This is a genomic window from Mesorhizobium sp. M4B.F.Ca.ET.214.01.1.1, from assembly GCF_004791545.1.
Classification (GTDB): domain Bacteria; phylum Pseudomonadota; class Alphaproteobacteria; order Rhizobiales; family Rhizobiaceae; genus Mesorhizobium; species Mesorhizobium abyssinicae.
Genome location: NZ_SRUX01000005.1, coordinates 373,073 through 398,952, shown reverse-complemented (window position 1 = coordinate 398,952; position 25,880 = coordinate 373,073). Strand labels below are relative to the sequence as shown.

The window sequence follows — 25,880 nt, the reverse complement described above, 5'->3', positions numbered from 1 at the left end:
CCTGTGCCTTCCTGCAAAGGCTCTGCGCCAACGACATGGACGTCGCGCCGGGCAAGATCGTCTACACGCAGATGCTCAACGCCAAGGGCGGCATCGAGAGCGACCTCACCGTGTCGCGCCTGTCGGAGACAGCCTATTTCCTCGTCGTGCCCGGCGCTACGCTGCAGCGCGACCTCGCCTGGCTAAGGCGGCATGTCGCCGACGAATTCGTCGTTATCACCGACGTCACCGCCGCCGAAGCGGTCATCTGCATGATGGGTCCCGAGTCGCGAAAACTGATCCAGAAGGTGAGCCCCAACGACTTCTCCAATGAGGCCAATCCGTTCGGAACCTTCCAGGAGATCGAGATCGGCATGGGGCTGGCCCGCGCCCACCGCGTCACCTATGTCGGCGAGCTCGGCTGGGAGCTTTATGTCTCGACCGAGCAGGCGGCCCACATCTTCGAGGCGCTCACTGACGCCGGCGCGGAGGGCGCCCTCAAGCTTTGCGGCCTGCACACGCTGGATTCCTGCCGCATCGAGAAGGCCTTCCGCCATTTCGGCCACGACATCACCGACGAGGATAATGTGCTGGAAGCTGGCCTCGGTTTCGCCGTCAAGACGGCCAAGGGCGACTTCATCGGCCGTGATGCCGTGCTGCGGAAGAGGGAAGCCGGGCTGGACCGCCGGCTGCTGCAGTTCCGCCTCAAGGACCCGCAACCCCTGCTCTTCCACAACGAGGCGATCCTGCGCGACGGCAAGATCGTCGGCCCGATCACCTCCGGCAATTACGGCCACCATCTCGGCGGCGCGATCGGGCTGGGCTACGTGCCTTGCAAGGGCGAGAGCGAGGCGGATGTTCTTGGCTCGTCCTACGAGGTGGAGATCGCCGGCGAGCGCTTCGCGGCGGAGGCATCGCTGAAGCCGATGTATGACCCCAAGGCGGAGCGGGTGAAGATGTGATTTCTTCCTTCTCCCCGTTCTACGGGGAGAAGGTGCCCGAAGGGCGGATGAGGGGCAGCGCCAAGTTCTGTCAGTGAAGCGCCGCCCCTCATCTGCCTGCCGGCATCTTCTCCCCGTAAACGGGGCGAAGAAGGCTATCAAAACCTCTCCAACCGCGCCCTTACCTTCGCCAGGAACGCCGCCCTGCTCTTCTGCGTCGAGGCGTCCATCAGATAATGCGCCAGGAAGAAGGTCCGGCAGCGCGTGGCGCACAGCGCCCGCATGCCGCGCAGGATGGTTTTGCGGCCGGGCTGGCCGACGACGACGCTCCACCAGGTCGGCGCGCCGCAGGTGGTGATGACGCCGACCTTGGTCACATGCCGCATCAGCGACGTGATCCGCCCCTTGCCGGCCGGCAGCTTGAACGCGACATCGGTCGCCCAGACCCGGTCGAGCCAGCCCTTCAGCATTGCCGGCAGCCCGTACCACCAGGTCGGATAGACGAACAGGATCGCCTCGGCCCACATGAGATGCTCGAAATGCGGTTTGAGCGCCGGATCCTGCGGCGCGCGCTCGTTGTAGAAACGCCGCTCCTCGCAGCTCATCACCGGGTTGAAATTCTCGGCATAGAGATCGAGCAGCCGGACCTCCCAACCGCGTCGGGTCAGCACCTCGACGGCACTGTCGCGGATCGATGCGCAAAAGCTCTCGGGCACCGGATGGCAATAGACCACCAGCACGCGCATCAGAATTGATCCATGCTCGCCGCGACCTTCGCCGTGAAGGCCGCCCGCGACGCGTCGGTGGAGAGGTTCATCGAGTAATGCGCGAGGTAGGAGACGGAGGCGCCCGGCTTGATGGTGGCGCGCAGCATGCGCTTGACCACCTTGCGCGGCGGGTCACCCATCAGCAGGGCCCGGAACCGGCTGCCGCCATAGGTGGTGACAGCGGCGAGCTTGCTTATGTTGTGCAGCGTCGGCCGCACCTTGCCGTCGACCAGCTTGAACGACACGCCAGGCAGGAAGACGCGGTCGAAGAAGCCTTTCAGGATCGCCGGATAGCCGTAATTCCACACCGGGAATGACAGCACCAGCGCTTCGGCTTTCCGCAGCCTTTCGACATAGCCGGCCACGGCGTCATCCGGTCCGCGCTGGTCGTGGTAGCCGAGCCGTTCGGCCCGCGTCAGCCGGGGATCGAAATCCTCGGCATAGAGGTCGCAGTCGTCGATCGTGTGACCTGCCGTGCTCAGCCGCTCGACGATCGTCCGGTGCAGGCCGGCATTGAAGCTGGTCTCCACCGGATGAGCGTAGAGGACGAGGACGTTCACGGGAGGAGTTTCCCTAGGTCAGCGCCAGGCACCCTTTTCCGCCACGCCTGTCCTTGCAACGTTGGAGGTTGGCGAAAGCGGCGGAGCGAATGATCTCCCCCCTTGAGGGGGAGATGGCCGGCAGGCCAGAGGGGGGTGCAGCGCCAAACGCCGTCATCGTCTCACCCCACCTTTTGCAGCCCCTTGAACAGGAACGACTTGCCGGAGCGGTAATCATAGTCCGGGTTCTCCCAGGCGATCATCTTGCCGGGGTTGAGCAGGCCTTGCGGGTCGGTCTCGCGCTTGAAGGCGAGTTGGACATCGTCGGTCCGCTTCATGCCGCCCTCTTCCAGCGTGTAGCGGTGCGGATTGAAGATCCAGCAGCCATTATCCTCGTGGATGCGGATGATCTCGTCCAGCCGCTCTTGCGTGGTGTAGCGCACCAACGGCAGGCCGGCAGCGCCGATCGCGCCGTCGAAACGGATGAATTCCAGATGCGCCGGCACCTCGTCGCCGAAGCGGTCGACCATCGCCTTGACGTGGGCAAGATGATCCGGCGACGGATAGCGTGCTTGCAGATAGGTGATCGTCGGATCGACGCGGATCGCCCGCAGCGTCGTGTGGTTCCAGGTCAATTCGTAGGCCGGCGGCAGCCCCTTGAGATCGGCCTCCTGGTCGGCCCGGAAGACGATCTCGCCCTTGCCGCTCTTCACGAAGGCGACAAAGGCTTCGATCGCATGCGGCGCGATCATGCACACCACGATGCTCTGCTCGCGTCGGAAGAATTTTTGGTGCCGCTTGAAATAGTCGTAGGGGATCGGTGCGGCGATCGGCGTGATCAGCTTCGCCAATATGCCGTCCTGGATGGCGAGGTCGTTGCCGAAGCCGGCCGCGTCCATGAAATCGTCGAAGCCGACGATGACATCGATCCAGTCATAGGACGCCGTCAGCGGCATCTCGACCTCGGTGATGATGCCGTTGGTGCCGTAGGCGTGCATGACCTTGAGCACCTCCTCGCCGGTCAGTTCCATGACGCGCGGTTCCGCCTCCATCGTCACGGTCCGGAGCCGGATGACATTGCCGAGGTCGCGCAAGCCGCCCCAGCGGATCGAGCCGACGCCGCCCGAACCGCCAGCGACGAAGCCGCCGATCGACGCCGTGTTGTAGGTCGAGGGCGACATGCGCAGCTCCTGCGCCGAATGCGCGCGCGTCGCCTTGTCGATCTCGGCCAGCACCGCGCCCGGTCCGGTGACCACCCGCCCCGGTGCGATCGCCTTGACCTGGTTCATTTCGGCGAGGTTCAGCACCACGCCGCCGGACAGCGGCATCGCCTGCCCGTAGTTGCCGGTGCCGCTGCCGCGCGGCGTCACCGGGACGCCGCGCCGATGGCATGCCGCGAGCACGCGGATCACCTCGTCCTCGCTCTTCGGCGTGACGATCAGGTCGCCGGTGACATGGTCGAGCTGTGCTTTGAGCACCGGGCTGTACCAGTAGAAGTCGCGGCTCTTCTGCTGGACGATCGCCGGATGGTCGTCGATCTTGAGCCCTTCGAGGTCACGCTTCAGCGCTGCGATATCCATCGTCACACCATCAATTCGTCGAGTTCGGCATAGTCGGGCAGTTTCCGTTCGATCGCCCTGCCCTCGCGCACGACGATGCGATCCGATTCTGGCCGCGACAGCATTTCGGTCCAGCTCCGCCCCTTGAAGACGATGAAGTCCGCGCTGCCGCCGGCGCTGAGTGTACCAAAGCCCTCCAGCCGCATCACCTTGGCCGGCGTCGCCGCGACCGCTTGCGGCCAGTCGCCGACCGGGTGGTCGAAATGCAGGATGCGCGTCGCCATGCGGTAGACTTCGAGCATGTCGAGATCACCATAGGCGTAGAACGGATCGCGTGTGTTGTCTGACGCGACGGCGACCGCAATGCCCCTCGCCTTCATCTCATGCAGCAGCGTCACGCCCCGCCAGCGCGGCGTGGTGTTGTTGCTGCGCCGGTCCTGCAGATAGAGGTTGCACATCGGCAGCGACACCACGGCGAGCCCTGCCTTCGCCACCTTGTCCAGCGTGTCCAGCACTTCAAGGTCGGGCTGGCGCGAGAGCGAGCAGCAATGGCCGACCAGGATGTTGCCGTCAAAACCATTCCACAGCGAGGCCTCGGCAATCTTCTTCAGCGATATCGCCGCGACATCGTCGGTCTCGTCGGCGTGGAAATCGAGGTCGAGCCCGTGCTTGATCGCCTGGGCGAAGACCTGGTCGAGAAGTTCTTCCAGGTCCGGCACCATATAGGTGACGACACCGAGCACGCCCTTGGCGGCGGCGACACGTTTCGCCAACCGCTCGAACCAGGCCTTGTCGCGCACGCTCTCGATGCCCAGCAGGCAGGCCGCCTGCAGCTCGATCCGACCGCGCCACTTTTCGCGCATCGTCTCGAACACCGGCCAGGAGATTTCCTCCTGCGGCGCGACACTGTCGAGATGCGTGCGCAAGGCCCTGGTGCCGTGCGCGTAGGCGGAGCGCAGCGAGAAATCCATGCGCCGCGCCACATCCTCCGCGCTCCAGCGCGCGGCGCGGTCGGCGCCCGTGGCATTGAGCGCGCCCATGAAAGTGCCGTCGGGATTTGGCTTGCGCGGCCATATATGGCCCTTGTCGATATGGGTGTGGCAGTCGACGAAGCACGGCAGCACGATGCGGCCGGCAAGATCGATGGCATCGGCCGGCGTTTTCGAGCGACCGCGCGCGACGATGCTGGCGATCTTGCCGTCGGCGACGGCGATGTCGGCGAGCGCGAAGCCGTCGCTGTCCAATGTGGCAGTGAGGCCGGGCGTCAGCGACTGGTGAACGCGGACATTGGCGAGATGGTAAGAACCAGAGGCCGGTATCAAGCCGCAACTCCTCGGATTACGCGGACAGACACCACCCTACCGCTCCTGCTTCAGCGCGCTCTCGTGCCAGCGGCGCAGGATCAGATGCGACACCAGCGACAGCACCAGGAAAATCAGGATGCCGGTGAGCGAGATCAGGATGAGTGCCGCGAACAGGCGGGGCGCGTTGAGCCGATAGCCGGCCTCGATGATACGCGAGGCGAGCCCCGACGACTGCCCCTGCGCGCCGGCGACAAACTCCGCCACCACCGCGCCGATCAGCGACAGGCCGCCGGCGATCTTCAGCCCGCCAAGGAAATAGGGCATCGCCGCCGGCAGGCGCAGATAGCGCAATTGCTGCCAGCGGGTCGCGCCGTTGAGCTTGAACAGGTCGCGCAGGTTGCGGTCGACGGAATTCAGGCCAAGCGTGGTGTTGGAGAGGATCGGGAAGAAGGCGACGATCCAGGCGCAGAGCAGCAGCTTGGTCGTCTGGTTGTTGATGTAGATGTTGATCAGCGGGAAGATGGCGACGATCGGCGTCACCTGCAGCACGATGGCGAAGGGGAAGAACGACATCTCCACCCATTTCGACTGTGCGAACAGCACCGCCAGCCCGACGCCGCCGATGACCGCAAGGAGCAGGCTGAGGAAGGTGATCCTGAGCGTCACCAGCAGCGAGGAAAACAACAGACCGGCATCGTCATGCAGCGTCTGCAGGACCACGCCCGGGCGCGGCAGGATGTATTGCGGGATCTCGTTCCAGACGCAGATGCGGTCCCACAGCCAGATAGCCAGCACCATGATCGCCAGCGGCAGCACCCATCTGCCGATCCGTTCCAGCCGCTCCTGGCGGACACGGCGCGCCTCTTCGGGATCAAGCTTCAGGACTGTGTCTTCAATGGCCGTCATGGTGCGGTCCGGCGGTTGAATTGATGGCGTTGACCAGCACGTCGGACGCCTGGCGGCAAAGCGCGGCATAATCGGGCGAGGTTCGGAACACCTCGTCGCGCGGATAGGGAGCGTCGACGGCAAGCTCTCCGTGAACGCGGCCCGGCCGCGCCGCCATCACGACCACGCGACTGGACAAGAACACGCTCTCGAAAACGCTGTGGGTGACGAAGACGACGGTGAAGCGCTCGTCCTGCCACAGTTCCAGAAGGTCGTTGTTGAGTTTGAAGCGTGTGATCTCGTCGAGCGCCGCGAAGGGCTCGTCCATCAACAGGATGCGCGGTTTGGTCACCATGGCCCGCGCGATCGAGACGCGCATCTTCATGCCGCCGGAGAGCTCGCGCGGCACGGCATTTTCGAAGCCGTTGAGATGCACGCGCGCCAGCATGGCCATCACCGCGGGCTCGGCTTTTGCGCGCGACACGCCCTTCAGCCTGAGCGGCAGCCAGACATTGTCGAAGACATTCGCCCAGGGCAGCAGCGTCGGCTCCTGGAAGACGAAGCCGATGTTCGAGCGATCGATGCCGCCGCGCCAGTCGAGCAGCCCGGAGGTCGGCGTCGACAGGCCGGCGATCAGCCTGAGCGCCGTCGACTTGCCGCAGCCCGACGGTCCGAGAAGGCTGAGGAAATCGCCTTCGCGGATTGTCAGGTCGACGTCGCTCAGCGCCGTCACGCCGTTGGAAAAGACCTTGCCGACATTGCGGAGCGCCAACAGCATCGGGCCTTCACCCGATGCCGTTGCCGGCGCCTGCGCCACTTTCTCCAGCTTCACGGTTACTTCTTCAGGTCCAGCCCGACGCCCTTGTTGATGAAGGCCAGCGTATAGGCCTTCTTGATGTCGATGCCCGGCTGCGCCACCTTGGCCTTGACCATCTTGTCGTAGAAGCTCTGGATACGCGCTTCCGTCATGCCGCCGATGCCGAGCTTTTCGGTATCGCCGGAATCGACCACGCCGAACTTCTTCAGCTGCTCGATCGAGAAGGCGATCTGCTCGTCCGTCATATCCGGATTGTCCTTCTTGATCAGATCGTTGGCGGCCTTGTTGTCGCCGTACAGGTAGTTGTACCAGCCCTTGGCCGAGCCATCGACGAAGCACTGCACCACCTCCGGCCGCTTGTCGATCGTGTCCTGCATGACCTCGACGGTGGTCGCGTAGGTATCCCAGCCATAGTCGGCGAGCAGGAACTGGTTCGGAACGAAGCCGCCCGCCTTCTGCACCGCGAACGGTTCCGAGGTGACGTAGCCCTGCTGGATCGACTTCTTGTTGGCGATGAACGGCGCCGGGTTGAACGTGTAGGGGACGCGCTTGGCGGCATCGAAGCCGAGCTCGGTCACCATCCACTGGAAGAAGGTCTGCGCACCCTCGTCGCCGAGGATGTACTGGTCGGCGTTCTTCAGGTCTTCCCACTTGTCCAGCCCCTGCCCGGGCTGGGACATGATGACCTGCGGATCCTTCTGGAAGTCGGCGGCGACGACGCGCATCGGAATGCCCTGCTGCACGGCGTCGAAGGCCGACAGAAGGTTGCCGCCCATGTAGAAATCGATCTTGCCGGCCAGCAGCATCGGCCGGCCGCTGACCTGCGGGCCGCCCTGCATGATGGTGACGTCGAGGCCGCACGCGGCATAGGTGCCGTCGGCGACCGCCTGGTAGTAGCCGCCATGCTCAGGCTCGGCCAGCCAGTTGGTGCCGAAGGTGACTTTCTCGTTGGCGGCCGCGCCCAGCGTGCCTGCCGCAAGCAGGACGACTGCGCCCGCCAGGTTCTTCCGTTTTCCGACCATGAACATCACCCTCAATTTGCTCCGACGCGCTGCGCGCCGGGCTCGACACCATTGGTTCAAGAAGCAAGACACATGCCACCGCCTGGGCCGCCTGCTTGCGCGACAGTCGCTGCGAGGAGCGGACGGGTCATGCTGTACGAGAGGCATCGTGCATATTTTTTGGACGCCTGTCCATAATCGCAAGGACGATGGGCACAGCCATCTTGAAGGCGTCTTTGATCGTGCCTTACCTAAAGCCCCTCGCGCCTGAACGGCACTTATGCGACGCGCCTTAGGTTGTTGTTTCATGCATGTCGTTATCCCAAAACCGCTGCACACTTTTGGGCGACATGCATTAGGCTGAGACAGGAGATTGCCATGTTCCGATTCCTCGCGCCGAAGTCGATCAAGCCGCCCTTTGCACGCTACAGCCACGGCGTCGAAGTGCCTCCCGGCAAGCGCCTGGTGCTGTGTTCGGGCCAGGTCGCCATGACCGCGGACGACCAGATTCCCGAAGATACCGGGGCGCAGGCCGAACTCTGCTTCGCAAACGTAGCGGCGATTCTCGGCGAGGCCGGACTTGGCCTTTCCGACATCGTGCGCATCAACACCTATGTCACCGACCGTGCCTTCCTCAGGCCCTATATGGAGGTGCGCGACCGGCTGTTCGCCAGCCCGGCGCCGGCCTCGACATTGATGATCGTCTCCGGTTTCGCCCGGCCGGAATTCAAGGTCGAGATCGAGGTGATCGCCGCCGGATGATCGACAGGCGATGCCAGCCGCGCTAGGTCTGGCGCGATGATTTGAAGAGGCACGACATGACCGTTGCGAACAGACGCGTGTGGTGGGGCGACTACCGGACCACCGAATACGCCTCGATCGACCCGGAAGCGACGATCGCCGTGCTGCCGGTGGCGGCGATCGAGCAGCACGGACCGCATCTGCCAGTGTCGACCGACACCTCGATCATGAACGGCATGCTGGACACCGTCATCGCCCGCCTGCCCGCCGATCTCGACATCCGTATCCTGCCCGTCCAGGCGGTCGGCAAATCCAACGAACATCTGCATGCGCCGGGCACCCTCACCCTGCCGGCAACGACCCTGGTCGATGCCTGGACCGAACTCGGCCTGTCCATCGCCAGGGCCGGGGTGAGAAAGCTGATCGTCGTCAACTCGCATGGCGGCAATGAGGAGATCATGGGCATCATCACGCGTGAGCTGCGCGTGCGAGCCAAAATGCTGGCGGTGAAGACGAGCTGGCAGCGTTTCGGCCGTCCGGCCGCCATGTACACCGAGCTCGAGGACCGCCACGGCATCCATGGCGGCGACGTCGAGACCTCGCTGATGCTGCATTTCCGGCCCGACCTCGTCGACATGGGCAAGGCCGACAATTTCGTTTCCAATGTCGGCCGCGCCGAGAAGGAATTCGCCCTGCTGCGCCAGACCGGCACACACGCCTTCGCCTGGATCGCCAGCGACCTCAACCCGAACGGCGTGGTCGGCGACGCCTCGATCGCAACGGCCGAGAAAGGCCGGCTGACCGCCGAGCATCAGGCCGACGGCTTCATCAGCCTGGTCAGGGATGTGCGCAAGGCAAAGCTCGCCGACTGGCTGTCGTAATCCGAAGGGGTTCAGGCTTCGATCTTCAACTCGAAAGGTATGCCCTCGAAAGCGTCGGCGCCGCGCCCGATCGCTTCGATCGCGGCGATCATGCGGCCATCACGGCCAAGCAAGGCATCGGCAACGGCGATCAGCCGCGGATTGGGGGTCGCCGAGGGCGAGAGCGCGCGCAGCGTCTGCGCCAGCTCGACCTCGTCGCGCTTCGGCGCCAGCGCCGCGGCAATGACATAGGCCGAGGCGGTCGAGCGGCTGATGCCGGCATAGCAATGCACGACCAGCGGCTTTGCCCGATCCCAGCGATAACCGAAATCGAGCAGCGCGCGGACATGCTCCTCGCCCGGCATGGTCATGCCTTCCTGGGCCACGGCGATATCGTGCATGACCAGATGCAAGTGGTTTTCCGCCACGATCGAGGCCGGGCGCATCACTTCGGTGCCAGCGGCAAGCAACGACAGCAGGCGCTGCGCGCCGGTTCTCGCCACAGTCTCCTCGACCTTCGACAGCGAACAGACATGGATCATGGGTTGGTTTCCTTCGTCTGATCCTCGCGCAATGAGGCCCAGTCGGCAAGCGCCGCTTCGAGCCGCTGCCATTCGGCCTCATCGCCCGGCAGTCCGGCGCGCAGGACCTGTGGCCGCAGGGCGAAATGCCGGAGCAGGATGCCGCGCTCACCCAGCGCCGAAAACAGGCCGGCGGCTTCGGGCAGGCGCAGATAGCGGAACAACGTGGTGCCGCCGGCCACGGTAGCGCCGAACCGGGCGAACAGCTTGTCGAGCCGCGCCGCGTCCTGCGCCAGCCGCCCACGCATGGCGGCCTGCCAATCGAGGTCGCCAAGCGCGCGGATGCCGTATTCAAGCGCCGGGCCTGCCACCGCCCAGGGTCCCAGTTGCGTCTCCAGCCGCTGGACCGTCAGCGTGTCGGCCAGCGCGAAGCCGAGCCTGACACCGGCAAGGCCGAAGAACTTGCCGAAGGAACGCAGCACGACGATGCCGCCCTGCCCGACATCGCCGGCCAGGCTTTCCCCTCCCGGCCCGACATCCATGAACGCCTCGTCGACGACCAGCAGGCCGCCCTTGGCGCGAAGGTGGGCGGCAAGCTGAAGCAGTCTTTCGCGCTCGACGACGCGACCGTCCGGATTGTTGGGGTTGACGACAACGGCGAGGTCGGCCTCGGCAAGCGCTTCGACATCATCGACGTCGGCCGCCGCATGGCCGGCGATGGCGGCGGCTCGGCTGTGCTCGGCATAGGTCGGCCCGAGCACCAGCGCCTTGCCGGGCTTCACCAGCGAGGCAACGCGCGGCAGCAGGATCTGCGTGCCGGGCGCGGCCGCCACATGCGCCGTCGACGGCGCGCCATAGGCGCCGGCCGCGACCGCTCGAAGTTCGCCGAGCCGCGCCGCTTCCGGCAATCGCGACAGGGTGGTGGCGGGCAATTCGAAAATTGGATAGGAGTGCGGATTGATACCCGTCGAGAGATCGACGAAAGGCCGTGGCGCGTGAGGGAAGAGCGCGCTCGCCCGGCCAAGGGATCCGCCGTGATCCACTGCCGCAATCGCTCCATCAAGAAGCTTCATGTCGATACTGATTGCCTTCCTGTCATTGGTCATTGAGCGGGCACTCGGCTACCCGGACTGGCTGTTCGGGGCCATCGGCCATCCCGTCACCTGGTTCGGCAGGCTGATATCCTTTCTCGATCGCGCGCTCAACCGCGCCACTGATTCCGACGCTCAGCGTCGCCGCCGGGGCGTCATGGCTCTGCTGGTCATTGTTCTGGTGCCGGCGGCCATCGCTTTTGCCGTGCAGCTCCTGCTCTGGCAGATGTTTCCGGTCGGCCTCATCATCACCGCGATCCTGGCGTCGACGCTCATGTCGCAGAAGAGCCTGGCCGATCATGTCGAGGCGGTGGCCGACGCGCTCGACACCGGCGGCCTTACGCTCGGCCGCATCGCCGTCTCGCGCATCGTCGGCCGCGATCCCGAAAAGCTCGACAAGGCAGGCGTTTCCCGCGCGGCGATCGAAAGCCTGGCCGAGAATTTCTCCGACGGCATCGTCGCTCCGGCCTTCTGGACCGGGGTCTGCGGCCTGGCCGGCGGCGTCGCCTACAAGGCCGCCAACACCGCCGATTCGATGATCGGCCACCGCACGCCGCGCCATGAGGCCTTCGGCTGGGCGGCGGCGCGCTTCGACGACTGGATCAACCTGCCGGCATCGCGGCTGACAGGGCTGCTGATCGTGCTGGCTGCCTTCTTCGTCAAAGGCGCGGACCCCCGCAACGCCTGGCAGGCCATGCGGCGCGACGCGAAAAAGCACCGTTCGCCCAATGCCGGCTGGCCGGAGGCGGCGATGGCCGGCGCGTTGGGTCTCGCCCTGGCCGGCCCGCGCAGCTACAGCGGCGTGGTCGTCGAGGATGCCTACATGGGCGAAGGCGGCCGGCGCGAGGCGGAAAGCCTCGACATCAGGCAGGCGCTGAAGCTCTACCAGGTGGCCGACTGGCTGCTGATCGCGCTGTTCGGCATGCTGTCGGCGCTGTTGATCTATCTGACGATGTGATCAGAACTCGATGCCTTGCTGGGCTTTCACGCCCGCCGAGAAATGGTGCTTGGTGAGGCCCATTTCGGTGACGAGATCGGCCGCCTCGACGAGCAGCGGCTTGGCGTTTCGGCCGGTGACGATGATATGCAGGTCAGCACGGCGCGCCTTCAGCGCGGCAACGACCTTTTCCAGATCGAGATAGTCGTAGCGCAGCGCGATGTTGAGCTCGTCGAGCACGACAAGGCTGATCGACGGATCCGCCATCAGCTCCAGTGCTTTTGCCCAGGCGGCCTCGGCGGCGGCGATATCGCGCTTCAGGTCCTGCGTCTCCCAGGTGAAGCCCTCGCCCATCGCATGCCAGACGACGCGGTCGCCGAAGGCGGCGAAGGCGTCCTTCTCGCCGGTATGCCATTTGCCCTTGATGAACTGCACGACGCCGACGCGCCTGCCGTAGCCGAGCATCCTGAGCGCCAGCCCGAAGGCGGCCGTGGTCTTGCCCTTGCCCGGGCCGGTGTTGACGATCAGCAGCCCCTTCTCGATCGTCTTTGCCGCCACCTCGGCATCCTGCACAGCCTTGCGCTTGGCCATCTTGGCGCGGTGGCGCTCGGCATCCTTGTCATCGGTCTCAGTCATCTCACTTCACCTTCAGCGGCAGACCGGCCACCATCAGCAGCACCGTATTGGCGACGGCGGCGACCTGCTGGTTGAGCCGGCCGGCCGCATCGCGAAACCGCCTCGCCAGCGCATTGTCGGGCACGATGCCCAGGCCGACCTCGTTGGACACCACGAACCACGGCCCGCGCGGCCGCGATAGAACATCCACAAGCCGCCGGCATTCCGCATCGAGGTCGCGCTCGGCCAGCATATGATTGGTCAGCCACAGAGTCAGGCAGTCGATCAAGACGGGTTGGTGGTCAGGCAGCGCCTCGATCGCGGCGGCAAGATCGAGCGGCGCGTCGACCGTCGCCCAGCCCTCGCCGCGACGCGCCCGATGCAGCGCGATGCGCTCGCGCATCTCATCGTCATAGGCTTCCGCGGTGGCGATGTAAGCCCATGGCGAGGGACTCGCCGTCACCAGGGTTTCGGCATGCGCACTCTTGCCGGAGCGCGCACCGCCGATGATGAAGGTCAGTCCCCTGCGATCAGGCAAAGCTGTCGCGCAGGCTGGTGGCCGTGCCGGTGAAGCGGCCGCGCACCACGCCGACGGCAGCGCCCAGCACCAGCCAGAACACCAGGTCGGTGACCGTCACCGCCACCACGAACTGGTGATGCAGGCCTTCGGGAATCGGCGTCTCGAAGCTTTCCGGCTGCGGCGCGCCGACGATGTGCGGCGCGACGATCAGGGCCACGGCCAGGATCGCCAGCGGCAGCGACTTGCGGAAAGCGATCAGGCCGAGTCCGGCGGCGGTCGCGACCGCTGTCGCCGTCCACCAGATCTGGCGCGGCAGGAGTTCGGCGGCCGGCATCGCCGGCAGTTCCGGCGGCAGGCCGAGGCCCGGCGCCAGCGTGAACACGGCAAAGCCGGCGAGACCCCAGAACACGCCCTGGCGCCAGTTGCCGATACCACCGGCGAATTCCGAAACCGCGACCAGGATCAGCGCGAAGCCGATGCCGGTGACGATGTTGGCGACGACGTTGAAGGCGAAACGCTCGAAGCCGTCGGCCGGTGCCCAGCCCTCGTCTTCCGCTGGCGCGGCCGCTTCGGCCGGAGCCGGCGCGGAACTCATGGCATTTCCGGCCGGAGCGGCGGAGCTCATGGCGTCGCCGGTCTCGGCAGGCGCCGCGGCATGATCATGATGATGGCCGCCGCCGGCCTGTTCGTAGACTTCCGCCTTGAGGATCAGCGGCACGGTTGCATAGGCCTGCAGGCAAGCGAGAACGACGCCGGCCACGAGCCCTGCAATCGCCGCGATGAACACGACGTTGCGAAACAGGTTCATGATGTCAGGCCCTTGTCAGTGGCAGGGAAACGCCATCGAGTGGCGGTAGTCGTGAGCGGCGTTGTGGACCGCATCGAGATGCGAGAAGCCGACAAAGCCGACGACGAAAATGCCGAGCAACGCGGCCATGGCCAGCTGCATGAAGCGCGACTGCGAGGAGACGGAGGTGCCGAGGGAGACGGAAGCGGTCGTCATGTCTTGTCCTTTCGCCCTCCACCCGAGGGCATAGAATTCAACGTTTCTGTCGCCGGCAGGTCTCCTGGCTCGCGGATCAGCGCCCTTCCCCACCTTCCCGAGGATTTTCCTCAGTGGTCTTGGAGAGGACTACCGCACACAGTTGCGGGGGCAGCCACGGCATTGGACGAATTCGCCCTCACCGCATTCCCTCTTGGCTCCAAAAACGGAACCGACGACGGCAGGACTATAGGCAGAATCGTCGCGCCCGGCAAACCAAATTCCGGCGGCCACCAGCGCAAATGCGCCACCGGGCCTAGCTGTCCGACGCGGCAATCCGCTCGGCAACCAGATGCTGCAGCCGCCACAGATGGCGGTCATGGATGCCGCGCTGCTCGAGGTTCTTCACCGTGTTGTAAAGATAGTCTGCGCCCGATCCCCAGTGCCCGCAGGATGTCGCCAGCCTTTCGACCACCACGCTTTCCTCGAGCGGGCCGGAATAGGTTGTGCCCTTGCGGTTGATGACGAATGCCAGCGCCCGCAACGTGCCGCCGTCGCTCGAAAGGTTGAGCAGGCGCGGATGGTAGCTGGTCGGCTTCAGCGTCACTTCGCGCCGCAGAACCTTGTCGAGCTGCCGGCGCCGGTCGGCGTCGCCAAGCCTGAAGGCGACGCCCTTGCACTGCCCGCCCCGGTCCAGCGCCATCATCAGGCCAGGCTGCTCCCTGGTGCCGCGCCAGCGCGTCATCTTCATGCAGAAGGACCTGTGCCAGCCGCGCGCGACCGCAACCCGTTCCTCGACATGATCGATCTCGGGCTTCCAGATCAGCGAGCCGTAGCCGAACAGCCAGAGCGGTTCGCTGCCAGGCAGCTCAGCCTCCAGCGTGTCCAGCATCGCTTCATAGTCGGCATCGTCCAGATGCATCGCGTTGGGATCAGGCCCGCTGTCCTCGACGACGCGAAAGCAGCGCGCGACCAGCTCCTCGGTGAGCGACATTGTCCTTGGCGGCATGAACTGTCCCTGGGCACCCGACTTGTGAAGCGCCGACCTTAGGGGCGGCGATTGCGTGCCACAATGGCCACGGCGCGAGCGATTGACAAACATCCTGGCCGGGTGTCGGCTGGACCATTCAGGGAGCCGCCTATGCAGCCCAAACCGAGCGACGACCTCTACACCGGCCTGACCAGGCTTGAGCCGACGCTGCCGTCGTCGGCCTATTGGGATGCCGGGGCTTACGGTCGTGACCTCGACGCGATCTGGTACAAAAGCTGGCTGCTGGTCTGCCGCGAGGCCGACCTTGCCCAGCCGCTGGCTTTCAGGACATTCCGCGTCGGCACGCAGGAGATCGTGGTGCTGCGCGACGAGGCCGGCGAATTGCGCGCCTTCCACAACACCTGCCGGCATCGCGGCTCGCAGCTTTGCCAGGAGAGCGAGGGAAGGCTGAAGGCCAGGCTGCTGACCTGCCCCTACCACGCCTGGTCCTATTCGCTGCGCGGCGACCTCGTGCGCGTGCCGTCGAAGTCGCTGCCCGAAGGCTTCGACAAGGCCGACTACCCGCTCTATGGCGTGGCGCTGTCGGTGTGGCGCGGCTTCGTCTTCATCAACCTCGCCGAAGATGCCGCCGGCTCGGCGGAAGCCTCGTTCGACCAGGCTTCCGGCAATCTCGCCAACTGGCCGCTGGAGACGCTGGTCACCGGCCATGCGCTGCGCAAGGTGATGAACTGCAACTGGAAGATCTTTTGGGAGAACTTCAACGAGTGCCTGCATTGCCCCGGCGTCCACAAGGACCTGTCGCGGCTGGTGCCGATCTATGGCCGAGGCCTGATGGCGAGGCACGACGATCCCGAATGGGCGCGCCACGCCGACAATGACGCGCCGGAATTCTCCGGCGGCCTGCGCGCCGGCGCCGAGACCTGGTCGCGCGACGGGCACGTGCACGGTCCGGTGTTTGCCGGCCTGACGCCGGCCGAATGCGCCGCCGGCCAGACCTACGCCACGAGCCTGCCGTCGATGTTCATCGTCGGCCATGTCGACTATGTGCGCACCGTGCGGCTTGTGCCGCTCGGCCCGGAGCAGACGGAACTGTCGGCCGAATGGCTGTTCCCGGCCGAAGCGCTCGCCTCGCCGGAAGCCGACATCGACAACATCGTCGCCTTCGGCAGGCAGGTGCTGGAAGAGGACGCGGCGATCTGCGAGGTCAACCAGAAGGGCCTGCGTTCGATGCGCCACGAGGCCGGCGTGCTGATGCCGGAGGAGTACGACCTGCACCGTTTCCACGAATGGGTGCGCGCGCGGCATCAGGCATTTTCGCCCAAACCCTAGAGCGACTTCGGCAGACGCCGTCAGGTGACAAAGCCACGGCCGCCGCCAGCAGCCCGCCCGTGGCGAACGCTGAACCCAGGCTCGGCCACCCTTCGAACCGCCCGGACGAAAACGGCGGGCAGATTGATGCATGTCACAGCAGCCCCGCCTTCTTTTGTCTGGCTGAACCATGATAGTCGTTTGGCATCACTGAATCGGAATGCGAGACACGATGAGCCTTCAAACGCCGGCCGAACCTGTTCAGGACACGCCGAAGCAAGGACGCATCGTCGCCATCGACATCGTGCGCGGCATCGCGCTGCTGGCGATGGCGAGCTACCATTTCACCTGGGACCTCGAGAATTTCGGCTACACCGATCCCGGCCTCACCGCCTTCGGCTGGTGGAAGATCTACGCGCGCTGCATCGCCTCGACCTTCTTGTTCCTGGTCGGCGTCAGCCTGTTCCTCGCCCATGGAAGGCAAATCCGCTGGCCGGGCTTCTGGAAGCGCTTCGCCATGGTAGCCGTGGCGGCGCTGGCCATATCGTTGATCACCCGCATCGCCACGCCCGATGGCTTCATCTTCTTCGGCATATTGCACGAGATCGCGCTCGCCTCCCTGCTCGGCCTCGCCTTCCTGCGATTGCCCTCGCTGCTGACCATCGCCGTCGCGGCGCTTGTGATCGCCGCCCCGCTCTATCTGCGCTCGCAAGCCTTCGACCACCCGGCGCTGTGGTGGGTCGGCCTGTCGGCGACCAATCCGCGCTCCAACGACTATGTGCCGCTCTTACCTTGGTTCGGCGCCGTGCTGCTGGGCATTGCCGCGGCGAAACTTGCCTCAACGTCCGGCGTGCTCGCCCGGCTGGCGAAGCTGGCGCCCGGCCGCTGGTCCAACCCGCTGGTCTTCATCGGCCGCCACAGCCTGGCCTTCTACCTGATCCACCAGCCGCTGCTGTTCGGTTCGGTCTGGCTGTTTTCGCAGGTGATGCCGGCGGCGCCGCTGGACCAGGACGCCAGCTTCCTCAAATCCTGCCAGATATCCTGCGAGCAGCAGCGCGACAGCAAATTCTGTACGAGCTATTGTGGCTGCATGCTCGATACGCTGCAGGGCGAAGGGACGCTGGACAGGCTCTACGACGGCGACCAGACACCGGAGTTCAAGGCGCATCTCGCCGATCTCGCCGGCGCCTGCACGGCGAGCACTGACGACGCGACGGAGGGAGGACAGCAATGACCGACAGTCAGCCGAAACCCGGGCTCATCCCGTGGCCGCCGCTGATCTATGTCATTGCCATCGCCGCCAGCGTCGCGCTTGGCCTCTTCTTTCCGCTGCCGTGGATCGGCGACCTGTTGGGCGACCTTATGTTTGCCGCCGGCTGGGTGGCGCTGTTCTTCGTCGCCGCGCTTTGGTTCACGGCGATCCGCGTCATGCTGCGGGCGAGGACGACCTTCAATCCCAACGCGGTGCCCGACCATCTCGTCACTTCGGGTCCGTTCTCGATCACCCGCAACCCGATGTACCTCGCCAACACGCTGCTGTTGATCGGCGTCGCCTTCATCACCGGGATCGCCTGGTTCCTGCTGTTTGCCTTCATCGCCGCCTTCGCCACGCAGAAGCTGGCGATCGAGAAGGAGGAGAAGGTGCTGGCGGCGAAATTCGGCAAGAAATACCGCGACTACGCCAAGCGGGTGCGGCGCTGGATTTGAGCCTCGCGGGCAAGCGCCGCCAGACTTGATCGGGTCCTCGTTTACATGACCGCCCTGGTCTCCCCAGGCCTGCTTTCGAAATCGAAAAGCCTCTGGGTAGCCAATGCGGCAGCGCCACGCGCCCAGGAATCGTCGGCCCAGTCAGGCGTGATCGGCGGCGGGTTCCACATCGCATAGCGCTTCAACGCGTCGCGCATCGGCTCGAACAGATAGTCGCCGAAGCTGACCGCTTCACCGCCGCCGACGATGACCTCCGGATCGATGATGTTGCAGAAGCCGCCAAGGAACCGGCCTATGCCTTCGCCGGCTTCGCGCAGGATCTCCACGGCGGTCTCGTCACCGGCCTGGGCCGCTTCGAACATGTCATGGCGGGAGGCCTCGCCCGGCAGGCCTTTCGCTTCACGCCACCGCCTCACCAGGGCCGGCTCCGAGAAGAAGGTCTGCAGGCAGCCGCGCCGGCCGCATTCGCATTGTGGCCCGTTCGGATTGTAGATGGAGTGCCCCATCTTGCCCGCGGCACCGCTTGCGCCGTGATGCACGGCGCCGTCGATCACCACGGCGCAGCTGATGCCGGCTCCGATCGCCAACGCGCCGACCGTGCGATGATGCCGGCCGAGGCCGAACAATTGCTGCGCCAGCGCGAAAGCATTGGTGTCGTCGTCAGCCCAGACCGGCACATGCACGAGTTCGGCGAGCATGGCCGCGATTGGTACGTCGATCCAGTTGAACCGGTGGCTGAGCCGGCAAACGCCATTGTCGATGACACCTGGCACCGCGATGCCTATGCCGCTTAGCTGCGCGCCGCTCGGCGCCTTGCGGTCCGCTAGCAATTCCTTGACGGCGGCCGCGCAGGCCTCGACAGTACTTTGAGGCGACGGGTCGGGCACCGCCACCTGCCTGGAGACAAGCGGGGTCGTCGCAAGATCGGTCAGCACGCAATCGATGGCGCCGGCCTTCAGCTTGAGCCCTACGACCAGGCGGCCCGCATAATTTATGCTGATCGGGATAGGCCGCCTCCCCGGCGCCCCCAGGCTGGCTTCTCCCTCGACGAGGATGTTCTCGTCCAAGAGTTCGGAAACCACGAAGGTCACCGCAGCCGGGCTCAGACCGCTGCGCGTCGCCATGTCCGCCCTGCTCATCGGTCCGTCGGCGCGGATCATGTTCAGGATCAATCGTCGGTTCATGGCGCGCGATGTCTGCTGATCACCCTTGAGTTTCATTTCTAGCCTCATTATTAATTTTGTAAATTAACTATTGACCGACTTCATCTGCATACGCTACGACTTGCCCCGGTTCAATCGGAATCCGGCTGCTCTCAGGGAGGAGAAAATAGCCATGGCCATCGACGTCACGACTCTGTCCACGACAAGGCGCCGTTTCCTGAAGGGCACCGGCGCAGCCCTCGCCGCTTCCGCCGCAAGCGGGCTTTGCTTGCCGGCCCTGGCGCAGGCGCAGGAAATCACCATCATCTCCAACCTCAGCAATGTCGGGCAACGCGACATCCTGCACAGGCTGGCGGCCGAATACGAGGCGAAATCCGGCGCCAAGGTCACCATCAACAACATGGATCACGAGGCGCACAAGACCGCGATCCGCAGCTATCTCGTCGTCGGCGCCCCCGATATCTGCTTCTGGTTCTCCGGCAACCGCATGAAGGCGTTCGTCAACAAGGGCCTGTTCGACGACATCTCCGATCTGTTTGCCCGCGAGAACTTCAAGAGCGTGCTCGGCGCCACGACCAGTGCCGTCACTGTCGGCGACAAGCAGTATGGCCTGCCGATGGGCGGCCTGCTCTGGGGCCTGTTCTACCGCAAGGACGTCTTTGCCGAACACAACTGGACCCCGCCGAAGACCTGGACCGACCTTCTCGCCTTCGGCGAGGCCGCGAAATCCGCTGGCATGATCCCGATGAGCATGGGCACCAAGGAGCTTTGGCCCGCAGGTGGCTGGTTCGACCACATGAACCTGCGCATCAACGGTCTCGACAAGCACATCGCGCTGATGGACGGCAAGGTCCAGTACACCGATCCGATGCTGACGCCCGTCTTCGACAAATGGAACGATCTGATCAAGGCCGGTTTCTTCTCGCCCAACCACAGTTCCTTCGGCTGGGAACAGGCAGGTGCGGCGCTGGCGCAAAAGAAGGCGGCCATGCTGGACCTCGGCGGTTTCGTCAGATCCGCCTTCCCGGAGGCCGACGTTCCGCAACTCGCCTATGCGCCGTTTCCCGAAGTCGTCCCCGGCGTCGCCCGGTATGAGGATTTCTCCGTCAACTCCATTCACGTGCCTGCCAACGCCAAGAACAAGCAAGGCGCGCGCGACTTCCTCGCCTATTTCTACAAGCCGGAGAACCTGGGCGCCTTCCTCGCCGCCGAGGGAGCCATCCCGCCGCGCAACGACTGCCCGCCCAGCAAGGATCCGCTGGTCAACGCCGCGGTCGAGGAACTGAAGAAGGTGGTCGGCACGTCGCAATATTACGATCGCGACACGGATCCGGACATGGCCCAGGAAGGCATGACCGGGCTCCAGGAATTCATGGTCAAGCCCGAACGGCGCGAGCAGATCCTCGAGCGGCTGGAAAAGACCCGCAAGAGAATCTTCGGTTAGTCCTCCCGGACCTGACGGGCCGCCGCCTCTCCCGGCGGTCCCGTCTCTCTTTTGGATGAATTCCCATGCCCCGCTTCTGGCGCAGAAATCGTCATTGGATGACACCGGCACTTCTCCTTCTGCCGGGTCTCATCCTGTTCAGCCTGGTGATTCTTGCCGCCTCCTTCGAGACGGTCTGGATTTCGCTGCACGACTGGGACGGTATCGGCGCGAAGACCTGGGTCGGCCTCGCCAACTATGTCGAGCTGGCCGAAGACCCGCAATTCTACGTCTCGCTCAAGAACAATATCATCTGGCTGCTGATCTTCATGCTGGCGCCGCCGATCGGCCTCGCGCTGGCGCTGATCGTCAACCAGCAGATCGGCGGCATGCGCATCCTGAAATCGCTGTTCTTTGTCCCGCTGGTGCTGGCCACGGTGACCGTGGGCGTCGTTTTCGGTTGGGTCTACGATCCGACCTATGGTTTGCTGCAATTGATCTTCGGCCTGTTCGGCGGCACCGCGCCGGCGCTGCTTTCCGACGAGAATTTCGCCACCTTCGCGGTGGCCACCGCCGGTCTGTGGCCGCAGATCGCCTTCTGCATGGTGCTGTTCCTGGCCGGCCTGAACAACCTCAACGAGGACCTGATCGGCGCCGGTCGCGTCGACGGCGCGCGCGGCTGGCGCATGCTGCGCCATGTGGTCCTGCCGCAACTGTCGCAGGTCGGCTTCATCGCCATCGCGGTCACGGTGATCGGCGCGCTGCGCTCCTTCGACATGGTCGCGGTCATGACCACCGGCGGCCCCTATGGCTCGTCGACGGTGCTCGCCTACCAGATGTACGAGGAATCGATCTTTTCCTATCGCTTCGGCTACGGCGCAGCGATCGCCACGGTTCTCTTCGCCATCATGATCGTCTTCATCGCCTGGTACCTGCGAGGCCTCATCAAGGCCGAACGGAGCAATGCCTGATGTATCCCCGCCCGATCCCTGAAGACGCCAAGCTCCAGCGTGCGCTCTATGTCGGCGGCGTGACCCTGGTCGTCGCGCTGTGGCTGTTGCCGCTCTTCGCCGTGATGCTGACGTCGATCCGCTCCAACGAAGAGCTGATGGCGGGCAACTATTGGGGCTGGCCGCAGAAATTCAGCCTGATCGAGAATTACACGGCGGTCTTCGAACAGACCGCGATGCTGCGCTTCTTCCTCAACAGCCTGCTGATCACCGTTCCCTCGGTGATCGGCGTGCTGATCCTGTCGACGTTGACCGGCTTCGTCCTGTCCCGCTATCCGTTCCGCGGTTCAAACCTCATTTTCGCATTGTTTGTCGGCGGCAATTTTCTGCCGGCCCAGATCATGATGATCCCGGTGCGTGATCTGATGGTGAGGCTCGGCCTCTACGACACCGTCTACGCCCTGATCGTCTTCCACATCGCCTTCCAGACCGGCTTTGCGACGCTTTTCATGCGCAACTTCATCGCCGCCTTGCCCGGCGAATTGTTCCAGGCCGCGCGCGCCGAAGGGGCTTCGCCCTTCCAGGTGCTGCGTCATGTGGTGGTTCCGCTGGTGCGGCCCGCACTGGCGGCGCTCGCCATCCTCACCTTCACCTTCATCTGGAACGACTATTTCTGGGCGATCGTGCTGACCCAGAGCGACGCGGTCAAACCCGTAACTGCCGGGCTCAACAATCTGCGCGGCGAGTGGACGTCGGCCTGGAACATCATTTCGGCGGCAACGATCTTCGTCGCCCTGCCGCCGGTCGTCATGTTCTTCCTGATGCAGAAGCACTTCATCAGCGGCCTCACCATGGGGGCGGTCAAGGGATGATCTTCGCTTCAGGATTTCAGGTCGGACCATACGGACGCAACCGGCAGACACGGAAAGGCGCCTCGCGATGAGCAGCGTGGAATTGCGCAAGGTCGACAAGCACTACGCCGGCTATCATGCCCTGAAGGCGATCGACCTGAAGATCGAAAAGGGCGAATTCGTCGTCATGGTCGGGCCTTCGGGCTGCGGAAAGTCGACCTTGCTGAAGACAATCGCCGGGCTTGAGACCATCAATTCCGGCCAGGTCGTGATCAACGGCCACGATGTCACCCGGGAAGAACCCGGCGATCGCGGCATCGCCATGGTGTTCCAGTCCTACGCGCTTTACCCGCACATGACCGTGGCGGAAAACATGGGCTTCGGCTTGCGGATGGCGAAGCGGCCAAAGGCGGAGATCGATGCCGCCGTCAAGCGCGCCGCCAAAATCCTTCGCCTTGAGGAGCAGCTCGACAAACGACCCAAGCAATTGTCCGGCGGGCAGCGCCAGCGTGTCGCGATCGGCCGCGCCATCACCCGCTCGCCGGAGGTGTTTCTGTTCGACGAACCGCTGTCGAACCTCGACGCAGCGCTGCGTACGCAGATGCGGGTGGAGCTTTCGAGCCTGCATGCCCAGCTCGGCTCCACCATGGTCTACGTCACCCACGACCAGATCGAAGCCATGACCATGGCGGACCGGATCGTGGTGCTGAACAAAGGGCAGGTCGAGCAGGTCGGCTCCCCTCTCGAGCTCTACGCCAACCCGGCCAACATCTTCGTCGCCGGCTTTCTCGGCGCGCCGCGCATGAACTTCATCGAAGCGCGGGTGGAAACCGTCGGCGCGGCCAGCCTGACGCTGACGGCGGCGGGAATGCCGGCATTTGCCTTCGGCGACATTGATCCGGTCGGCATTTCGGCTGGCGACGCGGTGACCGTCGGAATCCGACCGGAAAACCTGCATGTGCTCGAGCGGGCAGACGCAGGCCAGGCATCGTTCCCTGGCCAGGTGCGGCTGGTCGAACATCTGGGACGGGAAACAGTTCTCTACCTCGACGCTTCCCCCCTCCAAGCAACCAATTCGGACAGCGGCACCGGCAATTTCACGGTGCAGCTCAACAAGGTGTCGCCCATCAGTGTCGGCGCCCGGCTGACGGCCGGCTTCGAGATCGCCGGCGCCTATCTGTTCGGACCCGATGGCCGCACGCTGACGTCGCGAAAACCCGTTCCCGCAACCTGACCCTCGCATCCAAGAGTATCATCCGCATGCACCGCAAGAAGCCCGCCCCGCTTTCGGTTTGGCGACCGCTCAATCTCGACCGCTTTCTTCTGGGAGCACCGCACTATCCCGAACATGTCGACGAGAGTTGCTGGCGACGCGATGCCGAGCGCATGCTTGCCGCCGGCGTCAACACGGTCCGGATGGGGGAGTTCGCCTGGCATATTTTCGAGCCCTATGAAGGCAAGTTCGACTTCGATCTGTTCGACCGGGCAATCGAGGTTCTCGGCGCGGTCGGAATCGACACGATCATCTGCACGCCGACAGCGACGCCGCCGCGCTGGCTGACCGTCAACTATCCCGAGGTGTTGCGCGTCGACGTCAACGGCCACCGCGCGAGCCATGGATCGCGTCAGCACGCCGACACCACCAGCCCCGTGTTTCGCGCTCACAGCCGCCGCATCACGCGCGCCATGGCCGAGCACTACAACAACAATCCTCGCGTCATCGGCTGGCAGACCGACAACGAGCTCAACACGACGGTTTCGGAGTCGTTCGCGCCTTCGACGCGGCTGGAATTCCAGAAATTCCTGCAGCACAAATACGGCGCGATCGGCGCGCTGAATTTCGCCTGGGGCGGCCATTTCTGGGCGACGGCCTACGACGATTTCTCGCAAATCGACCTGCCGCGGCCGCTGATGCCATCCTATCCGAGCCCCGGGCAGGTGCAGGACTACCATCGCTTCCTGGCCGCGGCGACGGCGGCTTTCCAGCACGACCAGGTCGAGATCCTGCGCGCCGCCAATCCGGACTGGTTCGTCTTCCACAATCTCGGCCAGCTCGCCGACATCGATTTCCGCGGCCAGTTCGGACAGGACCTCGATTTCATCGGCTTCGACATCTACCCGATGCTGTATGACGAAATGCGGCGCACGGGCGGACACGCGGCCACGCAGGCGCTGCATCTCGACATCTGCCGTGCATACTCCGGCAACTATATCGTGCCGGAGCAGGCCTCCGGCTTTGGCAGCCAGCCGGGCTTCTCGACCATGACACCGGAGCCGGGCGAGATGCGCCGCATGGCCATGACATCGGTGGCACGCGGCGCCGACGGCATCATGTTTTTCCGCTGGCGCCCCGCGCATTTTGGCGCAGAGATCTACTGGATGGGCGTCATCGATCACGACGACGTGCCCCGACGCCGCTACGACGAGGCGAGCCGGTTCTTCCACGACATCGCCGCTATCAAGGATCAGATCCTTGGCACGGTCGTGCGCATGGACATCGGCATCGCCGGCGCGGATTTCGACAACCAGGAAGCGCATAAGACCTATGCCATGGGGTTGCCGAGCCCACTCGACGATGCAACGCTGCTGCACCGGTACTGCTACCGGAACGGCATAGCCTGCGGCTTCATCCACCCCGAGGATGACCTGTCGCGACTTAAGGCGCTCTATGTTCCGCATTGGGTGATGTGGAAGCAGGAATGGAATGCTGCGGTCGAGGCTTTCGTCCGCAGCGGCGGCACGCTGATCCTGTCGGCGCTGACCGGCACAAGGGATGAGAACAACCACATCGTTCGCGAGCAGGCACCCGGGCGCGACCTTTCGGCACTGAGCGGCGTCAAGGTTGCCGAGTTCGGCCGCCTCGTTCCGCAAGGCGGCGCCGGACTGTTTCCCTTGTTCCGCCAGGCCGCGACTGGCGCCCATGTCCCGCCAGCGCCTCTCCCGGCCTCGTCGGCGGAGCGCAAGTATCATTTCACCTTCCGCAACAGGCAGTTTGAGGCCGCGCATCTCTACGAACTGCTCGAGGTCGAGCCGGATACCGAGGTGCTGGGCGCATGGTCGAGCCGCTTTTGCGCCGGGCAGCCGGCAATCACCTCACGCCAGCTCGGCAAAGGCCGCGTCGTCTATGTCGGCACCTATCTGACGCACGAGCTTGCGGAAGCCATCGCCGAGGGCGTTCTGACCAGGGCTGGCGTGGCGCCTCTGCTTCCTGAACTGCCTGATGGAGTGGAAGTGTCGATCCGCGAGGCCGAGGATCGCCAACTGATGTTCGTTCAAAATACCACGGAAGTACCGGTGGCAGTGCCGGGCGTGCCCCAAGGCCTAGACCTACTGACCGGTCGTCCGACCGCGGGGCCCATGCAACTCGAAGCCTATGGCAGCGCGGTGATCTTGCTCAGTTGAGGAGACACCGCCCGACAAGGGACAGC

General features: G+C 64.7%; 27 protein-coding genes and 1 riboswitch. Of the genes, 12 read left to right on the top strand and 15 right to left on the bottom strand.

The genetic code is table 11. The features are described 5' to 3' along the window. On the top strand, positions 1–941 hold a 941-nt coding region (locus EN857_RS13485), incomplete at its 5' end, for an aminomethyltransferase family protein (RefSeq protein WP_135858732.1). 137 nt (positions 942–1,078) lie between these two features. On the opposite strand, the gene EN857_RS13480 is transcribed toward EN857_RS13485, so the two are convergent. The 7 genes from EN857_RS13480 to EN857_RS13450 form a co-directional block, all read right to left on the bottom strand. Then, the gene (locus tag EN857_RS13480; protein WP_127311991.1) at positions 1,079–1,666 is read right to left on the bottom strand and encodes an NAD(P)H-dependent oxidoreductase; all 588 of its coding nucleotides are present in this window, start codon (positions 1,664–1,666) and stop codon (positions 1,079–1,081) included. Next, positions 1,666–2,247 carry an NAD(P)H-dependent oxidoreductase gene (locus EN857_RS13475; RefSeq protein WP_127311992.1) on the bottom strand — a complete coding sequence of 194 codons (582 nt, stop codon included), beginning with the start codon at positions 2,245–2,247 and terminating at the stop codon, positions 1,666–1,668. The genes EN857_RS13480 and EN857_RS13475 overlap by 1 nt, the downstream gene beginning before the upstream one ends. A 161-nt stretch (positions 2,248–2,408) precedes the next feature. Beyond that, positions 2,409–3,806 carry an FAD-binding oxidoreductase gene (locus EN857_RS13470; RefSeq protein ID WP_127284951.1) on the bottom strand — a complete coding sequence of 466 codons (1,398 nt, stop codon included), beginning with the start codon at positions 3,804–3,806 and terminating at the stop codon, positions 2,409–2,411. A gap of 2 nt (positions 3,807–3,808) precedes the next feature. Next, positions 3,809–5,107: a cytosine deaminase gene (locus EN857_RS13465; RefSeq protein WP_128346773.1), complete on the bottom strand. Its 1,299-nt coding sequence runs from the start codon at positions 5,105–5,107 to the stop codon at positions 3,809–3,811. 36 nt (positions 5,108–5,143) lie between these two features. Then, positions 5,144–5,995, bottom strand: coding sequence for an ABC transporter permease (locus EN857_RS13460; protein ID WP_127284953.1), 852 nt, complete (start codon positions 5,993–5,995; stop codon positions 5,144–5,146). Then, positions 5,982–6,806, bottom strand: a complete 825-nt coding sequence (locus EN857_RS13455; protein ID WP_127393758.1) for an ABC transporter ATP-binding protein — start codon at positions 6,804–6,806, stop codon at positions 5,982–5,984. The genes EN857_RS13460 and EN857_RS13455 overlap by 14 nt, the downstream gene beginning before the upstream one ends. Before the next feature lie 2 nt (positions 6,807–6,808). After that, entirely contained in the window at positions 6,809–7,813 is a 1,005-nt protein-coding gene (locus tag EN857_RS13450) for an ABC transporter substrate-binding protein (protein WP_127393757.1), read from the bottom strand. A gap of 357 nt (positions 7,814–8,170) precedes the next feature. Between EN857_RS13450 and EN857_RS13445 the strand changes: the two genes are divergently transcribed. Then, positions 8,171–8,554, top strand: coding sequence for a RidA family protein (locus tag EN857_RS13445; RefSeq protein ID WP_127393756.1), 384 nt, complete (start codon positions 8,171–8,173; stop codon positions 8,552–8,554). Between the two features lie 56 nt (positions 8,555–8,610). Further along, complete coding sequence (locus EN857_RS13440) at positions 8,611–9,414, top strand: creatininase family protein (protein WP_128346786.1); 804 nt, start codon at positions 8,611–8,613, stop codon at positions 9,412–9,414. Between the two features lie 11 nt (positions 9,415–9,425). Here EN857_RS13440 and EN857_RS13435 read toward each other — a convergent pair whose 3' ends face one another. After that, positions 9,426–9,935: a tyrosine phosphatase family protein gene (locus EN857_RS13435; RefSeq protein WP_135858730.1), complete on the bottom strand. Its 510-nt coding sequence runs from the start codon at positions 9,933–9,935 to the stop codon at positions 9,426–9,428. Further along, positions 9,932–10,987: a threonine-phosphate decarboxylase CobD gene (gene cobD / locus EN857_RS13430; RefSeq protein WP_127394131.1), complete on the bottom strand. Its 1,056-nt coding sequence runs from the start codon at positions 10,985–10,987 to the stop codon at positions 9,932–9,934. Before cobD ends, EN857_RS13435 begins: the two co-directional genes overlap by 4 nt. Between cobD and cbiB the strand changes: the two genes are divergently transcribed. After that, positions 10,986–11,963 carry an adenosylcobinamide-phosphate synthase CbiB gene (gene cbiB, locus EN857_RS13425; RefSeq protein ID WP_127285116.1) on the top strand — a complete coding sequence of 326 codons (978 nt, stop codon included), beginning with the start codon at positions 10,986–10,988 and terminating at the stop codon, positions 11,961–11,963. The genes cobD and cbiB overlap by 2 nt on opposite strands. Here the strand turns inward: cbiB and cobO are convergent, their stop codons facing one another. The 5 genes from cobO to EN857_RS13400 form a co-directional block, all read right to left on the bottom strand. Beyond that, on the bottom strand, positions 11,964–12,578 hold the full coding sequence (gene cobO / locus EN857_RS13420) for a cob(I)yrinic acid a,c-diamide adenosyltransferase (RefSeq protein WP_127285117.1): 615 nt from the start codon (positions 12,576–12,578) through the stop codon (positions 11,964–11,966). A 1-nt stretch (position 12,579) separates the two neighbouring features. After that, entirely contained in the window at positions 12,580–13,095 is a 516-nt protein-coding gene (cobU, locus tag EN857_RS13415; protein WP_127285118.1) for a bifunctional adenosylcobinamide kinase/adenosylcobinamide-phosphate guanylyltransferase, read from the bottom strand. After that, entirely contained in the window at positions 13,088–13,885 is a 798-nt protein-coding gene (locus EN857_RS13410; protein ID WP_127285119.1) for a CbtA family protein, read from the bottom strand. The genes cobU and EN857_RS13410 overlap by 8 nt, the downstream gene beginning before the upstream one ends. Positions 13,886–13,900: 15 nt before the next feature. Then, the gene (locus tag EN857_RS13405) at positions 13,901–14,080 is read right to left on the bottom strand and encodes a CbtB domain-containing protein (RefSeq protein WP_126054052.1); all 180 of its coding nucleotides are present in this window, start codon (positions 14,078–14,080) and stop codon (positions 13,901–13,903) included. Between the two features lie 36 nt (positions 14,081–14,116). Continuing rightward, a riboswitch (cobalamin riboswitch) is annotated at positions 14,117–14,311 on the bottom strand. Between the two features lie 64 nt (positions 14,312–14,375). Next, entirely contained in the window at positions 14,376–15,068 is a 693-nt protein-coding gene (locus EN857_RS13400) for a gamma-glutamylcyclotransferase (RefSeq protein ID WP_127393721.1), read from the bottom strand. A gap of 132 nt (positions 15,069–15,200) precedes the next feature. Between EN857_RS13400 and EN857_RS13395 the strand changes: the two genes are divergently transcribed. From EN857_RS13395 to EN857_RS13385, 3 genes are all read left to right on the top strand, one after another. Then, complete coding sequence (locus tag EN857_RS13395; protein WP_127393720.1) at positions 15,201–16,379, top strand: aromatic ring-hydroxylating dioxygenase subunit alpha; 1,179 nt, start codon at positions 15,201–15,203, stop codon at positions 16,377–16,379. Between the two features lie 211 nt (positions 16,380–16,590). Beyond that, positions 16,591–17,592, top strand: coding sequence for a DUF1624 domain-containing protein (locus EN857_RS13390; RefSeq protein ID WP_127393719.1), 1,002 nt, complete (start codon positions 16,591–16,593; stop codon positions 17,590–17,592). After that, complete coding sequence (locus EN857_RS13385) at positions 17,589–18,065, top strand: isoprenylcysteine carboxylmethyltransferase family protein (protein WP_127393718.1); 477 nt, start codon at positions 17,589–17,591, stop codon at positions 18,063–18,065. The genes EN857_RS13390 and EN857_RS13385 overlap by 4 nt, the downstream gene beginning before the upstream one ends. A 41-nt stretch (positions 18,066–18,106) precedes the next feature. On the opposite strand, the gene EN857_RS13380 is transcribed toward EN857_RS13385, so the two are convergent. Further along, entirely contained in the window at positions 18,107–19,285 is a 1,179-nt protein-coding gene (locus EN857_RS13380; protein WP_127285124.1) for an ROK family transcriptional regulator, read from the bottom strand. Between the two features lie 115 nt (positions 19,286–19,400). Here EN857_RS13380 and EN857_RS13375 point away from each other — a divergent pair, with 115 nt between their 5' ends. The 5 genes from EN857_RS13375 to EN857_RS13355 all read left to right on the top strand — a co-directional run bounded on the left by EN857_RS13375 (position 19,401) and on the right by EN857_RS13355 (position 25,854). Continuing rightward, positions 19,401–20,672 (top strand): ABC transporter substrate-binding protein, encoded by a 1,272-nt coding sequence (locus EN857_RS13375; RefSeq protein WP_127393116.1) that lies wholly within the window; start codon positions 19,401–19,403, stop codon positions 20,670–20,672. 65 nt (positions 20,673–20,737) lie between these two features. Further along, on the top strand, positions 20,738–21,622 hold the full coding sequence (locus EN857_RS13370) for a sugar ABC transporter permease (RefSeq protein WP_127309400.1): 885 nt from the start codon (positions 20,738–20,740) through the stop codon (positions 21,620–21,622). Continuing rightward, entirely contained in the window at positions 21,622–22,473 is an 852-nt protein-coding gene (locus EN857_RS13365) for a carbohydrate ABC transporter permease (RefSeq protein WP_127285127.1), read from the top strand. The genes EN857_RS13370 and EN857_RS13365 overlap by 1 nt, the downstream gene beginning before the upstream one ends. 67 nt (positions 22,474–22,540) lie before the next feature. After that, positions 22,541–23,686, top strand: coding sequence for an ABC transporter ATP-binding protein (locus EN857_RS13360; RefSeq protein WP_127393114.1), 1,146 nt, complete (start codon positions 22,541–22,543; stop codon positions 23,684–23,686). A 26-nt stretch (positions 23,687–23,712) separates the two neighbouring features. After that, positions 23,713–25,854, top strand: a complete 2,142-nt coding sequence (locus EN857_RS13355) for a beta-galactosidase (protein ID WP_135858728.1) — start codon at positions 23,713–23,715, stop codon at positions 25,852–25,854. Positions 25,855–25,880 lie beyond the last annotated feature (26 nt).